Origin of the sequence: Mycobacterium sp. (assembly GCF_044223235.1) — a bacterium.
In the GTDB taxonomy this organism is placed as follows: Bacteria; Actinomycetota; Actinomycetes; order Mycobacteriales; family Mycobacteriaceae; genus Mycobacterium.
On record NZ_JBGAME010000009.1, the window covers coordinates 18548 to 35583 of the forward strand.

At 64.1% G+C, this 17036-nt stretch carries 16 protein-coding genes and 2 pseudogenes; 10 read left to right on the top strand and 8 right to left on the bottom strand.

Annotated elements, in window-relative coordinates:
• The first annotated feature begins 32 nt into the window (after positions 1-32).
• Genes ADBZ6K_RS13985 through ADBZ6K_RS14000 form a run of 4 tightly spaced genes read left to right on the top strand, consistent with a single transcriptional unit; the run spans position 33 to position 1714 of the window.
• Positions 33-302 carry a ferredoxin family protein gene (locus ADBZ6K_RS13985; RefSeq protein WP_526347599.1) on the top strand — a complete coding sequence of 90 codons (270 nt, stop codon included), beginning with the start codon at positions 33-35 and terminating at the stop codon, positions 300-302.
• Positions 299-931, top strand: a complete 633-nt coding sequence (locus ADBZ6K_RS13990; RefSeq protein WP_526347601.1) for a helix-turn-helix transcriptional regulator — start codon at positions 299-301, stop codon at positions 929-931. Before ADBZ6K_RS13985 ends, ADBZ6K_RS13990 begins: the two co-directional genes overlap by 4 nt.
• Positions 928-1353, top strand: a complete 426-nt coding sequence (locus ADBZ6K_RS13995) for a hypothetical protein (protein ID WP_526347603.1) — start codon at positions 928-930, stop codon at positions 1351-1353. The genes ADBZ6K_RS13990 and ADBZ6K_RS13995 overlap by 4 nt, the downstream gene beginning before the upstream one ends.
• 19 nt (positions 1354-1372) lie before the next feature.
• The gene (locus ADBZ6K_RS14000; RefSeq protein WP_526347605.1) at positions 1373-1714 is read left to right on the top strand and encodes a cupin domain-containing protein; all 342 of its coding nucleotides are present in this window, start codon (positions 1373-1375) and stop codon (positions 1712-1714) included.
• Positions 1715-1760: 46 nt separating this feature from the next.
• Here the strand turns inward: ADBZ6K_RS14000 and ADBZ6K_RS14005 are convergent, their stop codons facing one another.
• Positions 1761-2204 (bottom strand): hemerythrin domain-containing protein, encoded by a 444-nt coding sequence (locus ADBZ6K_RS14005; RefSeq protein ID WP_526347607.1) that lies wholly within the window; start codon positions 2202-2204, stop codon positions 1761-1763.
• 1140 nt (positions 2205-3344) lie between these two features.
• On the opposite strand from ADBZ6K_RS14005, the gene ADBZ6K_RS14010 reads away from it, so the two are divergent.
• Positions 3345-4391, top strand: a complete 1047-nt coding sequence (locus ADBZ6K_RS14010; RefSeq protein WP_526347609.1) for a zinc-dependent alcohol dehydrogenase family protein — start codon at positions 3345-3347, stop codon at positions 4389-4391.
• Between the two features lie 2 nt (positions 4392-4393).
• On the opposite strand, the pseudogene ADBZ6K_RS14015 reads toward ADBZ6K_RS14010, so the two are convergent.
• The 6 genes and pseudogenes from ADBZ6K_RS14015 to ADBZ6K_RS14040 all read right to left on the bottom strand — a co-directional run.
• Positions 4394-4767 (bottom strand): annotated as a pseudogene (locus ADBZ6K_RS14015) (transposase); the annotation flags it as partial.
• Between the two features lie 126 nt (positions 4768-4893).
• Entirely contained in the window at positions 4894-5301 is a 408-nt protein-coding gene (locus ADBZ6K_RS14020; protein WP_526347611.1) for a hypothetical protein, read from the bottom strand.
• Entirely contained in the window at positions 5298-7103 is a 1806-nt protein-coding gene (locus ADBZ6K_RS14025) for an integrase (protein ID WP_526347613.1), read from the bottom strand. The genes ADBZ6K_RS14020 and ADBZ6K_RS14025 overlap by 4 nt, the downstream gene beginning before the upstream one ends.
• A 332-nt stretch (positions 7104-7435) precedes the next feature.
• The gene (locus ADBZ6K_RS14030) at positions 7436-8533 is read right to left on the bottom strand and encodes a hypothetical protein (protein ID WP_526347615.1); all 1098 of its coding nucleotides are present in this window, start codon (positions 8531-8533) and stop codon (positions 7436-7438) included.
• A gap of 683 nt (positions 8534-9216) precedes the next feature.
• Positions 9217-10725: a site-specific integrase gene (locus ADBZ6K_RS14035; protein ID WP_526347617.1), complete on the bottom strand. Its 1509-nt coding sequence runs from the start codon at positions 10723-10725 to the stop codon at positions 9217-9219.
• Between the two features lie 306 nt (positions 10726-11031).
• Positions 11032-11457: a hypothetical protein gene (locus ADBZ6K_RS14040; protein ID WP_526347619.1), complete on the bottom strand. Its 426-nt coding sequence runs from the start codon at positions 11455-11457 to the stop codon at positions 11032-11034.
• A 34-nt stretch (positions 11458-11491) separates the two neighbouring features.
• On the opposite strand from ADBZ6K_RS14040, the gene ADBZ6K_RS14045 reads away from it, so the two are divergent.
• Positions 11492-12055, top strand: coding sequence for a hypothetical protein (locus ADBZ6K_RS14045; RefSeq protein ID WP_526347621.1), 564 nt, complete (start codon positions 11492-11494; stop codon positions 12053-12055).
• A 39-nt stretch (positions 12056-12094) separates the two neighbouring features.
• Positions 12095-13096: a TniQ family protein gene (locus tag ADBZ6K_RS14050; protein WP_526347623.1), complete on the top strand. Its 1002-nt coding sequence runs from the start codon at positions 12095-12097 to the stop codon at positions 13094-13096.
• A gap of 124 nt (positions 13097-13220) precedes the next feature.
• Here the strand turns inward: ADBZ6K_RS14050 and ADBZ6K_RS14055 are convergent, their stop codons facing one another.
• Positions 13221-13565, bottom strand: a complete 345-nt coding sequence (locus ADBZ6K_RS14055) for a hypothetical protein (RefSeq protein WP_526347625.1) — start codon at positions 13563-13565, stop codon at positions 13221-13223.
• Between the two features lie 862 nt (positions 13566-14427).
• Between ADBZ6K_RS14055 and ADBZ6K_RS14060 the strand changes: the two genes are divergently transcribed.
• From ADBZ6K_RS14060 to ADBZ6K_RS14070, 3 genes and pseudogenes are all read left to right on the top strand, one after another.
• On the top strand, positions 14428-14958 hold the full coding sequence (locus ADBZ6K_RS14060; protein WP_526347627.1) for a hypothetical protein: 531 nt from the start codon (positions 14428-14430) through the stop codon (positions 14956-14958).
• The gene (locus ADBZ6K_RS14065; RefSeq protein WP_526347629.1) at positions 14955-15971 is read left to right on the top strand and encodes a hypothetical protein; all 1017 of its coding nucleotides are present in this window, start codon (positions 14955-14957) and stop codon (positions 15969-15971) included. Before ADBZ6K_RS14060 ends, ADBZ6K_RS14065 begins: the two co-directional genes overlap by 4 nt.
• Before the next feature lie 114 nt (positions 15972-16085).
• A pseudogene (locus tag ADBZ6K_RS14070) lies at positions 16086-16334 on the top strand (IS1380 family transposase); the annotation flags it as partial.
• Positions 16335-17036: the final 702 nt, after the last annotated feature.

Sequence of the window (17036 nt, forward strand, 5' to 3'; positions counted from 1 at the left end):
TTTTACAAGTGATGTCGTATAAACTCTAGTTCATGACGTACGTGATTGGGAAGCCATGTGTGGACGTGATGGATCGGTCCTGCATCGAGGAGTGCCCAGTGGACTGCATCTACGAAGGTGGGCGCGCGTTGTACATCCACCCCGACCAACAGGTGCCTCACCTAGCCGACAATGCGGCGTTCTTCACAGAATCTCTGCCCGGCCGCCACAGCCCACTGGGCTCACCGGGCGGTGCGGCGAAAGTCGGCCCGCTCGGGGTGGACGCGCCACTGGTGTCGGGGCTGCCGAGGGGACAAGAGTGAGTCGCGAAGGTGTGCTGGCCGCTTTGAGGGGTGCGGCCAGCGCTTTGACGATCCCGCAGATCGCCGATGAGCTTGGCGTGCATCCGAATACGGTCCGGTTCCATCTGGACACCCTGGTCACCGAGGGCCGGGTCGAACGTGTCGAGCCCGACCGCAGGCGCCCGGGCCGTCCGCCGCTGATGTTTCGCGCTGTGCGTGGGATGGACCCCGGCGGGACCCGGCGCTACCGGGTACTCGCCGAGATCCTCACGTCGGCCCTTGCCGGGGACCGCAACGCCAGCGCCAAGGCACTCGAGGCGGGCCGGGCGTGGGCACGGCGGGTGACCGGCCCGACGCGAAAGGCGCCAGGCGCCCAACAGTCGATCAATCGGCTGGTCGAGTTGCTCGACGACCTCGGGTTCGCACCGCAACGACGGAAAGCACAAGGACAGGAGCAAATCGGGCTGCGTCATTGCCCGTTCCTGGAACTGGCGCAGGATCGCTCGGCGGTCATCTGCCCGATCCACCTGGGGCTCATGCAGGGGGCGTTGGCGACGTGGCGTGCACCGGTCACGGTTGAGCGGCTGGATCCGTTCGTGGAGCCGGACCTGTGTCTGGCCCACCTCACATCGTCGGTGGCGGCATCGTGAGTCCTGCGTCAGCGTTCGCGGTCGCTCTCACCTTCGTTTGGCTGGGCATGGTGCTGGCCATCTCGTTCCTGGAGGCGCCGCTGAAGTTCCGGGCTCCGGGGGTAACGCTGCAGATCGGACTGGGCATCGGGCGCATGGTCTTTCGTGCGCTCAACACCGTTGAGTCGCTCCTTGCCGCCGGGATCCTGGTTGCGCTGACGCTGAGTCGCCCCTCCGTCATCGTCGGCGTGGTGTTCGCGATCGCCGTGGTCGCGCTGGTCGGCCAGCTGCTGGGCGTGCGCCCGCGGCTGGCGCGCCGCTCCGATGCGGTGTTGGCGGGCGATGAGGGGCCTCGTTCGCGGGCGCATTACGCGTACGTTTGGCTCGAAGTGGTCAAGGTGATTGGCCTTGCCCTCGGCGGAATACTGTTGCTGTCCAGCTGAACAGGAGAGACATCCCGAGATGGAATCAATTTCACTGATCGACATGGCCGAAGAGAAGCTGACGGAGGCGCGCACGGCGCACAGCGGCCGGGCTGCGCACACCATTCACGGTGGTCACGATCACGAATTGCGGCAGACGGTCATGGCGCTGGCGGCCGGGCGGGAGCTGGCTGAGCACGACAGCCCAGGTGAGGCGACACTTCAGGTGCTACACGGCCACATCCGCCTCCACACGAAATCTGGTGCGTGGGAAGGGAAGACGGGTGATCATGTGACGATCCCGCCCGAGCGGCACGCGTTGACGGCGATTGAGGACTCGGTGATTCTGCTGACGGTCGTTGCGCACCTTCCGCGCGCGTGACGACGCTGCGGGACACGTTCGTGGGGTCGGCCGGTGGTGCACTCAATCACCCGGCGATCATGGGTCTGCCCGGGTGCGCGTCATGCCATGCGTCGATCGACGCGTCCCACTCGTCGCCGTCCAGCGCGGTCAGCGAGGCGGGGAAGAGCCCGTCCTCCTCCTTGCTGATGTGTTCATACAGATCGGACACCGCGTCGCGGATGGCCTGCTGGCCGTCGGTTGTGGAGATGTCGACCGTGTCGAGCAATTCGGCCAACTCGCGGTGCTCGCGAACGAGTGGAGTGATGTGCTCGGCGTACATCTCCTCGCGCGCCATCACCCGAAACAGCCCGGTTTCCTCGCCGAGCCAGTGCGCGGCCAGTTCGGTCGCCATCTCAGCGAGCAGGTGCCGTGTCCGGGCCAGGTCCCCCCGATCGATAGCCCGCACCGCCTCGCCGCCGAAGTTGATGGCACGTTCGTGTTCGGCGATGTAGTCACGCAGTAGCGGCATTTCTCGACACCCGCAGTAGTGGCACATCACTTCCAAACGCTACCCGTCGGTCCGCGGGGTGTCCGGACTCACCGGACTCGGTCCAGGACGACATAGCGGCCATCGCGTCGTTCAACAGCGAACGGACGCCAATTGGTGGAGGCCGTCCTATGTACTTGTGCGCCGCACCATCGAATCACCGTCGCCGACGCGACACCGGGTGGTTCTGGGCTGAGCCCTTATGCTCTTGACTTTGGCATCGGTTGTTCTCGACGTCAACGGCGACCTTGGCCCGCCGTGGCTCGCCGTCCCCGCGACGGGGGTTGGGCGTCGTTCTCAGCGAATGCGTCGCACCGTCTCAGCGGTCGCAGGCGACCGTCGGCGAGCATCACGCTAGTGCCGCTGGGATTGCGGAGGTAGGTCAGCCTGTAGTCGTTCTCATCGGGCGCTACGCGCGAAGCGGACGGCAGCCGTGGGCTCCGTGCGGCAAGGGAAAAGAGGCGGAAACCCGATGCTGGGTTGCGATTCGCGTCCTTGCTCCCCAGAGCGCCCCCCAACTCGCACAAGCGTGTATTCACCGTCGTCGTCTAAGTTGAGAATCCCGTACCGGTCAGCTCAGCGTGACGATCGCGAACCGGGATGTAGGCATCGTTCCCGGCTGCCGACCAGGCGGTTTACGTCGCCGCTCATCGCGGACTTGGTCAGAGCCTGCACTCCGGCGGGGGCGAGTTGTCCGTTGGGTCGTGGTGACGCGGCGATGATGATGCCCGCGAGGGGTGGGGCCGTGAGGAAGCGTTCCAGCGCGGCGGTGGTCGGGTGGAGGGTGAAGCCGTGGAAGTGCGGGAAGTTCGCGAGGGAACGCGGCGGTGCCGAGGACGTCGACTTCGAGGTGCACGAGGAGATCCATATCGACAAAGCGCGGCTGGGTGACGGGTTTCGCGCACTTTCCGGCGACACAATATGGGCCGGAGTGACGTCGCCGCTGGTAAGGCAGGGAAGTTGGCGCCGACACACCTGCAGGTTCTCATGTGCTCGGGTGGTCTTCTCAATGGCGCTGAGCGCGCAGGCCGGGTGTGGAGAGATTCCGCGGGCGCGTTCGGGGCGACCGGCTAGGCTGGCGGTTGAATCCGACTGCGCCCTATCATCGAGGACGGCTTAGCTGTGAAAGCGCTGGTATATCACGGACCGGGGACAAGAGCGTGGCAGGAGGTACCCGATGTCGGGATCGACCGCCCTACCGATGCCGTCGTCCGCGTCGATGCCGTCACCATCTGCGGCACTGATCTGCACATCCTGGGCGGTGACGTCCCGGAGGTGACGCCGGGGCGGATTCTGGGCCATGAAGCCGTTGGGACCGTCACCGCGCTCGGCTCTGGGGTGCAACGGGTTGCCCTCGGAGATCGGGTTCTGGTGTCGTGTATCAGCTCGTGTGGCAGTTGCCGGTACTGCCGGGAGGGCCGCTTCGGTCAGTGCCTGGGTGGGGGCGGCTGGATCCTCGGGCATCTCGTCGATGGCACGCAGGCCGAGTATGTGCGGGTGCCGTTCGCCGACAACTCCACCTACAAGGTGCCCGACGGTGTCAGCGACGAGCAGATGATCATGCTGGCCGATATCCTGCCGACCGCCTATGAGGTCGGGGTGCTCAACGCCGGGGTGCGCCCCGGCGACGTGGTGGCCATCGTGGGCGCTGGGCCCATCGGGTTGGCGGCGGTGCTCACCGCGGGCCTGTACAGCCCGAGCCACGTCGTCGCCATCGATGTGGCCGACTCTCGACTGCAGGCCGCCGGGGCTTTCGGTGCCGATATCGTGGTCGATGCGAAGACGGAGGATCCCGCCGAGGTGATCGCCGACCTCACCGGTGGCCAGGGGGCTGACGTGTCGATGGAAGCCGTGGGTCTGCCCAAAACCTTCGAGCAGGCGGTGCGGCTGGTTCGCCCCGGCGGTCACATCGCCAACCTCGGCGTACACGGGGCGCCGGCAACGCTGCACCTGGAGGAAATCTGGATCAAGAATCTGACCATTACCACCGGCCTGGTCGACACCTACTCCACGCCCCGACTGATCGATCTGGTCGCCAGCGGTCGACTCGACACCGAGTCGCTAATCACCCATCGGTTTGCGCTCGAGGACTTCGACACCGCCTACGACGTCTTCGGTCGCCCATCCGAAACAGGCGCACTTAAGGTGCTGCTGACCAGATCCAAATAACCCCCGGACAGCCGGCGCAGGCGTTCCTTAACGATCTGCCGCTCGAACGTCGCCGCGCGATCTCGCGGTACGCCGATCTCCACCGGACCGATATTGTCGGTCAACACCGTTTTGGATCGGGTGCCGTTGCAAATGTTGCTCCTCCCCGCCTAAAGCGGGTCGTGCTTCTCATCAAAACGAGCTGCTCGGTCATCTCCGCGTTCAGCGCAGGTCTCCAGGACCGTTTTGATCAGCTGTCTAAGTCGAAGTAACCCGTCTGGTCCTGTCAGCGACAGGTAATGCTGCTGGGCACAGACGGACCCAGCTTGACGGCAGCTTGCTGCTCGACGGACTGCTTCGCCTTCTTGTTGGTCACGTCATCAAGTGTCGTCATCAGGGCGAACCTTTCTCACCGAGCATTGCGCAGCGTGTCCGGCCGGAACCACCGTTATTCCCAGTCACCTCAGTGGTGCAGCCCAGTCCAGTGTCGCCTGAACGTCTTGTGCCCGGGACAATCGAACAGTCACCGCCCCGGGTGTTTGCGGGGCATCGAAACAACGACGTTGACTGCCGAGTTTTCGTGCGTGAGTTCGGTAATCACCGCTGAGAGCGTTCTGATCTTGCTTCGCAGGTGAGTATTTTCGATAGCCAGTTCGTGGTTGTGGTCACGGGCCTTCGCAAGTTGTCGTCGCAGAGCCTCGACGTTCGGGGTGATGGATCCGCACCCGACCGTCGCCTTGAACTCGTTGAGCAGATCGCCGTGATGTTCATAGAGTCTCTGCCGCGATATTCCCGATTCGTCAGCCAAGGCCACCACGGTGCGCGCGCCGTTGCTCCGCTCGGCTCGGTTGTCTCGGAGGCGGCTCATAGCAGCCCGAACCTGTTGGCGTTCCACATCGTTGCGCGCGTCGGCATCACCCGAGTGCGTCATTCGTTTTCCTCGTCGCACTGGGGGAATTTCCTCGGCCGGCTGGATTCGTGCTCTGCGAGGGCCTTTCGGTGCTCGATTAGGCGCGTCTGAATTCGTTGCCGCAGTGGTTCGGGGAGTGCGAGAGTCCCCAGGTCACGTTCGAGGGCTGTGACGTGCTGGCGAAGGTTCGCTGCGTCGCGGTCGGTGCGGGCGGAGTTGACACAGCCCAGACGGCACCGACTCCAGAGAGGCTCAGCGGAGCTGTCGGTAGGTTCAAGGCAGGCCGCGGTAGCGGGCCGGAACACGCACGTCACGACCGCGCCGTGATGGATCTGCAAGTCGGGGTTCGATAGCGCGTTGTTGATCTGACTCTTGGTAGTCACCGTCAAACCCGCGAATGTGCGTGCCCGTGCAATACGGGCCCGGTACTCATCGGCAGCCGGACCGGAGACGTGCTCGCCGCGCCCGAGCCGTTGAGAGTCGTCGTGGATGACCTCGGCACGGTGGAGAAACTGTTCGAATGTGATGTCGTCGAGGAATCCTGAATCGGCCCCGCCGGCATAGCCTTGGATCATTTGTGTGTGCAGATGACCGTATTGCGTTGCCCCGGCGATTGTTCCGCCGGGGCGCCGGACGATGTGCCATGCCAGTGTTCGTCGCAGGCGCGGCACTTGGATGGTGCCGTCCGGGTCGGCGCCGATCAACGGATGGCTGACTGCTGGAGCGACCTCGCGGTTGAACCATTCGATGAGGCTGGTGATGTCGGCGTTGATGGAGCCGGGTGTTCTGGTCCGGGTAGCGCCGAAAAGGAATTGTTCCTGGGAACACCACTGGAAGCCCGGGAAGAGGAGATCGCTCACCGCGATCTGCTCGAGAACGCTGACAGCGTGGGCGGTTTCGTGGGTCACGATCCACGGGATGGTGGCCGGCGATCGGTCCCGGCGCCGGTTATCGGCCTTCAACTGCTGACCAGACATGAGTGTCAACGCCAGCTTCGAGTCCCGGCTGATACATCCGCGTCGCAGGTTGAGTGCCTCGCCGGTCCGAACACCTGAGAGGTAAGCGATCACAAGGAAACACGCAGTCGTAACGTGGCGCAGCAGTTCGACAAGTTCATCCGCACCGACGGGGGCTTCACGCCAGCAATGCGAGCCGATAGCGCTGAATGTGGTAGTGCGCAACATATCCACCTCGACGGGCAATCCGTACTCGGCGATCAGGATCGGGGTCTCCTTCATCCGTTTCAGTTCGGTGTGGTGCAGCCATCCACCCACGGCCAGACCCGCCAGATCGACACTGGTCGTGTCGCCTGTCCGCCTACCGGGAAGTGACCCATCGTTGCGGCCCAGTGCCGCAAGCAGGCATTCGAGTTGGGCCTTGGTGGTCTCGAATACCGACACCGTACGGGTAGGAGCCCGACGAATGGCGGGTGCTACTTGATGTGCGAGGTGCCGCATCGCGAGAAGGTTGCGGGCTGCGGGAAGGAGATCGGCGGCGACCGTGTCGGTCACCATCAACGCCGCCGAGAGCAGCGGCTCCATGACGTCGGGATGAACGCGCGGGGTGGTGTTCGGCTGGGCCCAGGACGACTCGTATTGGGCGAGGCCTCGGGCGCTCGCGCCGCCCCACAACGGGCCCGCGGGAAGCCGGCACTGCGCGGGCAGGGCATCCCGGTACAGGTGAAGACGTTTGATGGCCTGTAGCGCTGAGCGTTTGGATCCGGCGCTGACGCCGTTGGTCTCGGTGACATGGCGCAGATAGTCATCGAGGTGTTCGACGGTGACCTGGCCAAACGATGTGACACCATACTCCACCAGCCACATCGTGAACCTCCGCAACGGCACCAACTCGCCCAAGATCGTCTTGATGTGTGGATAGTCCGATCGCGCACTGTCAAGCCGCGGTGCGTCGTCGACGATGTTGAGCAGGGCGAACAGGTAGAGCTTGCAGGCGTGGCGAAAGGGCGCCGGGAATCCGTCCCAGTGCACGGCTTGTCCTGCGCTGTGGCGGTCTTCGATCGCTGCGGATAGATCCCACACCGGGTCGCCGAATCGGCATCGGGTCGCGTCGATGTAAAGCGTGCGGTTGATCAAGACCGCTGTTTCGGGTGCGACGTGGACAGCAGCCACCATGTCGCGTGCTTCAGCTGTGTCCGTCATGATGCTTCGAGGTTTCCCGTCAGCAGGAGGTTGACTGTCCGGTGATCGCTGTCGGTGATCTCGGCGCGGGCGGCCCTGAGCTGGGCCTGCTCGTACTCGGCGAAGATGCCGTCCAGTTGTGCGAGAGGACCCGCGTGATCGGAAATCCACTGCCCGATGGGCATCTTGTCGCGCAGCCCGCGAAGCCGGTCGGCAACGACCAATTGAACAGGCAAGTGGCGCGGGAAGGCGCGGGCGTTGCTGCAGTCAAGGCAGGCCATGAACGACTGGCGGCACCGTTGACCGTCGATCGGCGAGTGCTCGAAATCGGCGCACGCGCCCAGCACGGCGTCCTGGCCGGATCCGGTGTCAAGGGTGTCGGGTTGCACCGTCATCGACCGTCGGGCCAGTGCTCGCGTGACCTGCTCATCGAGGGCCTCGGCGACGATCTGGAATCCCTCGTTGCGCACCGGGTCCATGCGACTCAGATAGCGAGCCAACGTGGCCGGGGTGTGAGATGTGGGTTTTCGGACCTGCTCCAGGTAGGTCTTGCGCAGCCGATCCATACTGATCCCGAGGAGCAAGCCGTCATGGTCGGCGTCACCGGTGAGCCACGGCGCCATCCACCGCCGTCGAGCGTTCACTCCGGAGGCCGTGCTGCTGATTCCGTATCCGAAGAGTTTCTGTTCGGCATGGTCGGGCTGAGCGCTGTAGTAGATGAATGCATGCTGGGACCCGGTCAGCCCGCGGGCCGGTTCGGTCAGTTCCAGCAACAGCATGAAGACCCCGTACGCGGTAGTCAGCGACGTGTTGACCACTGCGGCGCGCCGATTGTCCCCACCAAGCGGCCGCAGTTCGGAGCGCACCGCGGTCACCGGCACCGTCATGACCGACCGTTTTCCGCGACGGGGCTTGTCGGCGATGACGAACACGATGCCGGGTTCATCGGGGCTGGTGGCGTGTCGGTGCGGCGCGGGCAGTGAGTCCAGCGTCGACAGGTTCAGGCCGGTCAGTCCGGCGAGGAGAACACCAAATGCCCACGCTTCGCCTGGGCTGAGATGCAGCAACGACGACAGTCGGCATCCACCGGCCGCGGTCACCGCCCGCCGGGTCACGTAAGCCCGTGCACCCGAGACAGTACGAGGGAAATCTCCCTCACGGGCACAATGATCGAGTACTTCGGCCAGACTACGATTGCGGTCTGCGCGGGGGAGGTGATCGAACCGTCCCGCACGATAGTCGTCGACCATCTGCCAATGAGTCCTCAGCCGGGTACGCGCCCGCCGCACCATTCCTCGTGCCACGACGGTGATGCGGCGAATCTCCTCGGCGGAATAGGGCTGGCGTGCGGTGTTCGTCTTCGGGTGACGGACGCGCGTGAACGCCTGGCGTGCCTCGTCGGAGACGGCAGGACTACGACGCAGCAGCGTCTTCAGGCTATGCAACGGGCCAGGACCGCTGGGTACCCGACACGACAACGCGAGCAGCCGGGCATCTGGGGCTGACAAATCTGCCAGTCCCCTCATTCCTGGCCGGTTTTCAGCAAGCCAGCAGCAAGCATGCCGGGCGGACTGCCACAGCGCGCCGGCGCCCCTCAATCGCTTGGATACGCCCAGCACACCAGTGGCGTCCTCGAACGCGATCGCGAAGTCGCGGCGGATTCCCTCAGCACCCGGCAGGGAACCGAAGTCGAAGTCCTTCGACCGCGTGCCATCCTCGCTGAGGAACGTCACGATGAACCCGCGTCGCCGCAATACGGGTCGCCACACCGGATCCGGCTGCGCCGCAAAGTGACCCGTCACATTTGGACCGTCAACACACGAGGCTCACCGACGCCGACTGTTGCGACGAGACGCTCAAGGGACTGCCGATCGTCGGCATCCATCAGCGCGATGAGCTCCTCCACCTGCAACGCCTGAAACGGCTCAAGATAGACGCTGCGCGTCACCTCGGCACTGCCATGTCCAAGAAGTGTCGCCAGCAGAAACCAGACATCGCCGAGCTGATTGCGGAAGTCGCGCTGCTCCTGTTTGGTCAACATATCGGTACGGCGCCACGCCACAAACGTGGCAATGCAATACCACCGCAGCGCAAAGGAATGCCTCAGCATGTGAGGACGGCACCACAGCGCCGTACCTCCTTGTTGTTCAAGCGCTTTCGCGACCCTGGCATTCGCGCGGTCGAACGTCTTGTACCAGGAATGTTTAGGACGAGGCGTCCCGTCGTCATTCAGCCACAGCCACATCGGTTCCGGACCATCGCGACCCTGGCGGAACAACTTCATTCGTATGGACGGACCGAGCGCATCCAGCCGGACCGTACGGCGCGATCCGTGCCTATCGACAACCTCCAGTTGCCCATCCCGGCGAACCCGTTCAACAAGCCAACGATCGGCAACGTGCCCGTACCGACCAGCACGCTGCGCACGGGCGATAGCAGCGGTGCGACTACCTTCCTGCAGATAGAAGTGGACTTGCTGAGCGACGCGGCGCCGCATCCAGAACGAACGCCCGCTACCACCCTTCGCGCAATGAGACGCCACGCGCGAACGCACAAGCCCCTCAGAACCCAACTGCGGCACCTCGACGGTCAAAATGCTAGCCCACTCGCCGATTCGTAAACCCGTCCCAAACAACCCCTCCGCGAACGCAACGTCGCGATCCTCAGTTACTCCCCGCCAATCCTGACGCGGCACGCCCTCCATCGTGAAACCACGCAACCCCAGGTTCCGCCACAACCGAAATGCCTGTGGGGTAAGCCATTTCACGTCGCCTCTGCGCATCCCCGACGGTGTGCTCTCCAATACGACTTTGCCCCCGCCCATGCGAGACGTGGCAATCGCACGGGCTCGGACAGGGTTGTCGATCCCGTGCTGCTCGGCCGCCCACATGTAGAAACTGCGGATCGCCGCGCGATCGACACCGAAACTATTAGGACTCACATGATGAGGGTTCTCCTCAGCCGACAGCCGCCACTCCTTGAACGCAGTTAGTTCCGATCGCGACGCCCGATCCCATCGCACGCCCATCGCGTGCAGAAAATCCAGCCACACCTTCAACGACAAGGCGTAACGACGCAACGTCCCCGTCGCTCGTCCCCTCACCAGCGGATCCCGCCAATAGGCGTTCACCAACGCATCCGCCCGGCCCCACGGATCAAGGAAGAACGGAGTGCCATCACGCGCGCCGTTTCGCTTCGCCTTGGCCTCGACATCGCCCAACCCCGGAATCACGTCGTCCACCGATACGAACTGCTGCTGAAAGTCGTAGAAATGGAGAGTCCAGCCATCGGCGAAAACATCAGCCATCCTCGGCCCCTCTTACATCACGACGATTGCCCCCATCATCACCTGTGCACTTCCCCAAACGGCTTCGACACGCCTGTCGGGCAGAGAACCGGTGACTGAATGTTGCCGGGGCAGACCACCACTGTCGTCGAGTCGACCAGCTGGTCGAACGTGGTGCGCAGCATCTCGGGTCCGGCGGCCAGGTGTAGATGGCGCTACGGGGTCCACCAAGGTCGGTGTTTCGTCCGCAGGTGATCACCGTCGCGCCATCTGGGGATGGTGCTGGGGTGCACACTCCGGCGGGATATCCGGACGGGAGCAGACGTTTCAGCTCGCCGAGCGCCGCTGGCGGGGCCGTGCTGGTTTCGATGGCGCCGCCGTGGGTGCGGCTTCGGGCGGGTCGGAGCCGCGGCCGATAAGCCACACCAACGTGAAGACGATGAGCACGGCGGCGACTGCGAGTGCCACGAGCAGCGGGCGCCGCTGCGACACGGGACGGGTGTGGGGGAGCAGGCTGATGAAATCAGCTGCAGCGCAGTGGGACTCGGCTCTGACTGGCCCGCCGTGTGGTGGCGGCTCGTCCCGATCGGTGGGAGGTGATGCTAACACCGAGGGGCGCGGGAGGGTGAGTGCTGCGGCGGCCGCGGCGGCGAATTCTCCGGCGGTGGGGTAGCGGGCAACGGGCGTCTTAGCCAGCGCCTTGGCGATCACGCTGTCGAGCTGTGGCGAGGCCCAGGTAAGCCGGTCGGACACTCGTGGCGGGGTGGTGTCGAGATGAGCTTTGCCGGTGCACCCCCACGACGGCCCCCAACACATCGCCCATGCCGCCGCCGAAGTGCTACGCAGGGTGGGCGCGGGCATGGTACTGGTCGACGAAATCCACCGCCTCGACCTGACCACCAAGAAGGGAAAAGACGCCAGTGACCAGCTGAAATACTTCTTCGATACCGTCCCGGCCACCTTTATATACTGTGGCTTGGACCTGGAGGAATCCCACCTGTTCTCCGGAGTTCGCAGCCGCCAGATTCTGGGCCGATTTATCCCGGTCACGACCGCAGCGTTCGGCTACCGCAGCGACCGGGACAAACAAGATTGGATCAAACTGGTCGCCGCGATGGAGCACACCCTTCGCCTGCACCAGCACAAACCCGGAACGCTGATCAAGCAGGCCGACTACCTACACGCCCGCACCGGCGGCATGATCGGCAGCCTCGATCAGCTCATCTATGACGCCGCCAACGACGCCATCACCGACGGCACCGAGAAGATCACCACAGCCCACCTGGATGCGGTCCTGCTCGACGGCGCGGCCATCGACCAATACGCGCCACCGCGACACCGAAAGGGCTGACCGGTGACGTTGTCGCGCCGACCAGCTCACCTGCTGCCCGTGCAGGTGCGCCCAGTCGGCGGAGAAACCGTGGTGTCCTACGTGTTCCGGCTCGCCGACGCCAACGGGTTTGTGCGGCCGACCATGTTATTACGCGTGATCGGCGAGCCCATCGCCCGCAACATTCACGCCGGGATACTCGAGCACCACGACATCACCCTCAACGCGCCCGCGCTGGCCCGGCTGGCCGCGTTGACCGGCCGCTCCACCACCAGCCTGAGCAAGACATTGCCCGCCCTGGGCAGCGCATGCGCCGACCGCCGCCTGTCAGGCACGACAGAGCCACTGATCAACGCGTTCAGCAGCTCTGCCATCCGCGGACACTGCCAGCACTGCATCGCCCGGATGCCCGGTCATCCCAACATCAGGGTCGACCGCCGATCGGCTCCGGCGATCTGCGCTCGCCACCACCGCTGGGTCGACACCACCCGCGAGCACCCCCTACAGCTGGATCTGTCCACCAATATCGAGATCATCACCGCGCACCGCCGATTCCAGCGGCTGCTGTCCACCGTCGACGACCCCGCATGGGCGCGCCAACAGCTATGCCGCACAACAGGAATCGTCACCGAATGGCACCACCGCCGGGACCGGCACCGCTTCTCGGAGTCCATCTTCACCGAGCTGCACGCCCGCTGGGATACCCGAGCCCGAACCCTGCCCTCGGCCCACAAGGCCACCCGGCTGCTGGTGATGCCCGAGGCTGTTGCACTCGCCGAAATCCTCTGCGACCCCCAATGGCAGCGACACGTCGCCCTGGCCGACAGCTACGACCTCATGCGGTTCTACCGGCAGGTTGCACGACGCCTGGGACAGCCCACGACATTCAGCGACCGGCTGGCCTACACCCTCCGGAACGATCCCCTCAAGAGCTGGGTTATCGAGCAGCGCAAACAGTTCCGCACCGTCCGGGACCAGCACCGCAGACTCCGCAGTCAATGCCCCTACGATCCACGGTTTCCCTATGTCAACCTCCCGGCAAACCGCCGCCACATGCAGTGAGACATGAAGGCCAACGGACGACAGCGACCGATCTGGCGATGCCCAGTTCAGGTCAGGCCCGTCCTTGCCCGCCACTTCCAACCGGAACCGACAACGTGCACCTGCACGCCAGGAAATCAGTCAGTTAATCGCTGTGATTCGGCTTGTCGATGAGCCGCTGGAGTAGATCGGCGATGTGTTGTTGCCCGGTCGCAGCTTGGTCGAACTTGCCTCGCATTTCGGTGAAACCGATGCCGACGTTTTGCTCCAGTCGATCGAGCTTGTCCTCCAGTCGATCAAACCGTCCCGCCGTTTGTACGCCCAGGGCGTTGATTGCGGATCGGTTCGCCTCGACTTTCACCCCGAAGTCGGCGAGGTCACGGTCCTGGGCCGCGGCCAGATGGCGCGCGGCAGCCGCTTCGGCGGCCACCTCTTCTATGCGGGCCTCCAGCGCTGCCAACCGGGCTTCGAACTCGGAGGATTGCGCCACAGACGAAGCCTACCCACAGGCGATCGGCATTGCGATGCCACTTGATTGTGAACACGAGTAACTCCCCGAACGTACGCCTGGTGAAGGTGACCGCGCCGATGCGATGTGTCAGCGGCGTCGTCGGGACTGGCCGCTCCAAAGCGGCGGGTGCCGGCTGGGGTCTCTTTTCCAGCAATCCGCCACATTGAATGAGACGGATCGAGACAAATGGCGAGCCGCAGTTCAGAGCCGTCCGTGCCGCCAACTTCATTGAGACCCGACTCTCGTCACAGTGGTGTCACCCCCGGTTGGCCCGCCGCGCGCCGCGGGGGCGCCTGCCGGCCCCCGCCGTCAGGTCGTGTGTGTCTGTGTCGTCGCCGTCGTCGTCTGCCGCCGCCAGGCCCGAGCAGCAGAGAGAGTCCGACGACGACATGCCACGACGTGTGTGGCGTGGCAGCCGGTTGGTGCAGGCTCGCCGAAGGGATGCTTCGCAGTCGGTAGGCGTCCGGCCGGCATGATCCGCGCAACCGGCGCCTACGCATCGAGTAGTCCAGCTCTCGGTGGTGTTGAGCTTTACCAGCAACGAGGCAGAACCCACCACTGCGCGAGGAGAAGTACGCCGCCGAGCGGCCTGCACCAAGCGGGTCGTCGACGAAATCGAGATTGCTGCGCCGTCGTCCGGCTATGGTGCGTCGTACGAGTGAAACATGAGAGAAGGGGCGTCGTGTCGGCTGATGGCGAGTTCGGCTTGTCACGGCCGTCGGCGACGCGAACCCAGCATGCGATTCGGTTGCTGGTGTTGATGAGCCGGTGCGGGGAACCGACGAAGTCGGACCCACCCGGAATGGCAACCGTGGTACGGAGCGAACTTCGGTTGCAGGCAGTGGACTTCTGGCTGCGCAACCCCGACTACCTGGCGGACGAACTGATCACGCTCGTGGAATCGGGTGCGATCGAGGACACCTATCTGGAGGTTGCCGAGCACCTTCTGAACGATCCCGAACCAGACCTGCGCTACTACCCGATGCCGAAGTGGTTGCACGGTGCGTTCGAGCCACTCGACGACGCGTTCTCACTGCTGGAGACGTATGGCTTAGCCACGGCGCTACGAAGGGGAACGCCGGGCCGCAACGTGGAGCAGACGCAGTTCTTTCTCACTGAATCGGGTGCCTCCGCGGCGGAGGATCTGGCCAACGACCCGATCTTGGGGTGGTACTCGCAGCAGGTCGAGCTGGTCGCGCTCGTTGCCGGAGACGATGTGGGCAGCCATTTGAAAGACCGGCAGTACCTTCAAACCACCTACGCGAACACAGATCTCGGGGCGAACATCGCATCGATAGCGGACCGAGTTCGCGTGCGTCTGACCGCGCACGCGAATGGTGACGGAGCGGAGAGCAGGGAGAGCAGTTCGTGAGTGTCTTGGCAGATGCGGTCGCCGCGGAGCTCGCGCGGCTCGCCAAGCGAGCGGCAAAGGCGGCCGAGAGGAGGAAGGTCAAGGAGGCGTCGGCGCGGCTCGACCAGTCTCGCGATGATCTGACCGAAGGGAAACGCGATGTCGATGAAGAACGCGGGGATCAAGACGACGCTGCCGGGGCTGCGGCCGATGACGTTGCCGCCGAACTGATCTCGGCGGAATCGGTAGAGGAGATTCTGAAGGACTGCGGCATCCCCTCATACGCCTCGAAAGCGATCCCGGTGTCGCTGCGAGCACAACGCATTCACTTCTCGGGTGTGAAGGTGCTGCTGGCGACCCATCGGCTTGGGGCCGGATATGACGTGATCCTCCCCGACGAAAACTCCGCGACGGGTACTTCCGGACCTGCCCCGCTCCCGGAAGCGGCTGAGGCGGAGCTGGACTTCGGCGTGACGGCCATGGACGACGTGGATCCACTCGACGACGAGCCGGCCAAGGGCGACGAAGCCGACAACGTACCGCAGGTGGCGGTGCCGTTCTCGTGGTCGTGGGAGCCGCAGAGCGGGGTCAACGGCGTTGGTAGCGGCCGAAATCTGCGAGGCAAGTCGACTGTGCTGAACGTGCTCATGTGGGCGCTGTCGGGGCGATGCGCGAACTTCCAGGTCGACAGCAAGAAGTGGATCAAGCATGTTGCAGTCGACTGGCTGATCGGCACTGAGACGGTGCAGGTCGAGTTCGACGCCGCGAACGGCCACGCCGTCGGCACTGTCGGAGTCGTCACGATGGTCGGAGGCGTCGACCAGCCCCGGGTCGTGGGAAGGTTCGAGGGTGAGGAGGAATTCGAGGGCGTGATGGGGTCGGTCATGATGACCCGTCTCCGCCTCGAAGAGATCCCGATGTGGACCAGCGATCGCGAAGTAGTGCATCATCGGTGGCCGGCTTACGCGAGCGCATTCGCCGTCCGCGCAGTGAACCTCGACCCGGTCGTCGGCAACGTGACCGTCTTAGCCTGAATCCGTGGACGGGCCGGTGATTTGATCGGCGTGTGAACAGCGAAAATGCCTTCTGAACTGGGAGAATACGAGTGCTGAAGTCGTATTTGTCCCTAGTTCGAGAAGGCACTTTCGATGCACTCATCCGATACGTTCACCGCCGGGTCGGCGGTGTTTGACGAGCAGAATCTGGTGTCGGTCGCGGGTTTGGTGCCGGTGCTGGAATTGGCTGAGCAGACCGGTCTTTCGCGGTTGATCGGCGAGCATGTCGAGCTGCCCAGCACGCGGGTGGCCTCGGGCGCGGTCAACCCGGCCGGGAAGCTGAGCACCATCATCGCGGGCATGATGTGCGGCGCGGACAGCATCGACGATGTGAAGGTACTTAACCTGACATAATGTGGCTTATCGGCTATTAAAGGGATGCGAATTGCATTAAGTGCAAGAACTCGCACCACCGACCGAATGGTCTTCTGAATGCCCCTGCTCAGCGACACGATTTCCTTCTGACTGATACACGCAGACGTGTCGGAGCCTTGTCGCAACGAGCAGGTGGACGTAGTTCAGCCCAAGGACGAGATCTGATCGACTGTCGCTGAGGCTCGCCATCTAGCATCTGGCCGGGCCCTAGGCTAGATGGGCATATTACGTCACGGTGACGTTTTGCGTCCATTGCGCTGGACATCTATCCGACTGCTACGCAACCGATTTCACGTCCATGTGAACCTCGAATCGTGCAAGACGCGACTCGAACCACGACGCTCCCGGTCTGATCGAGCGTTCGCGTGCCGGACGAATGGCACACCGGATCGGGTCGTGACTTCACCCCAGACCCATTCCCTCCCCTGCTCTGCCCGCCCGTGTCAAGGCAATAGGCAAAGCATTTCTCGGCGATCGCATCCCGGTACCCAGCCGGGCCGACCCGCGCCAGGCGACGCGCAATCGTGCGGTACGACACCGTGGGCACACCGAGTTCGGCCAGGACCCGTATCGAGTCGGCCTTACTGGAGGGCTCGATGATCCGGGCGATCACCAAGTCCCGGAACACCGCATCATCGACAACACCGAAACCGAGCCCGTCATAAACCG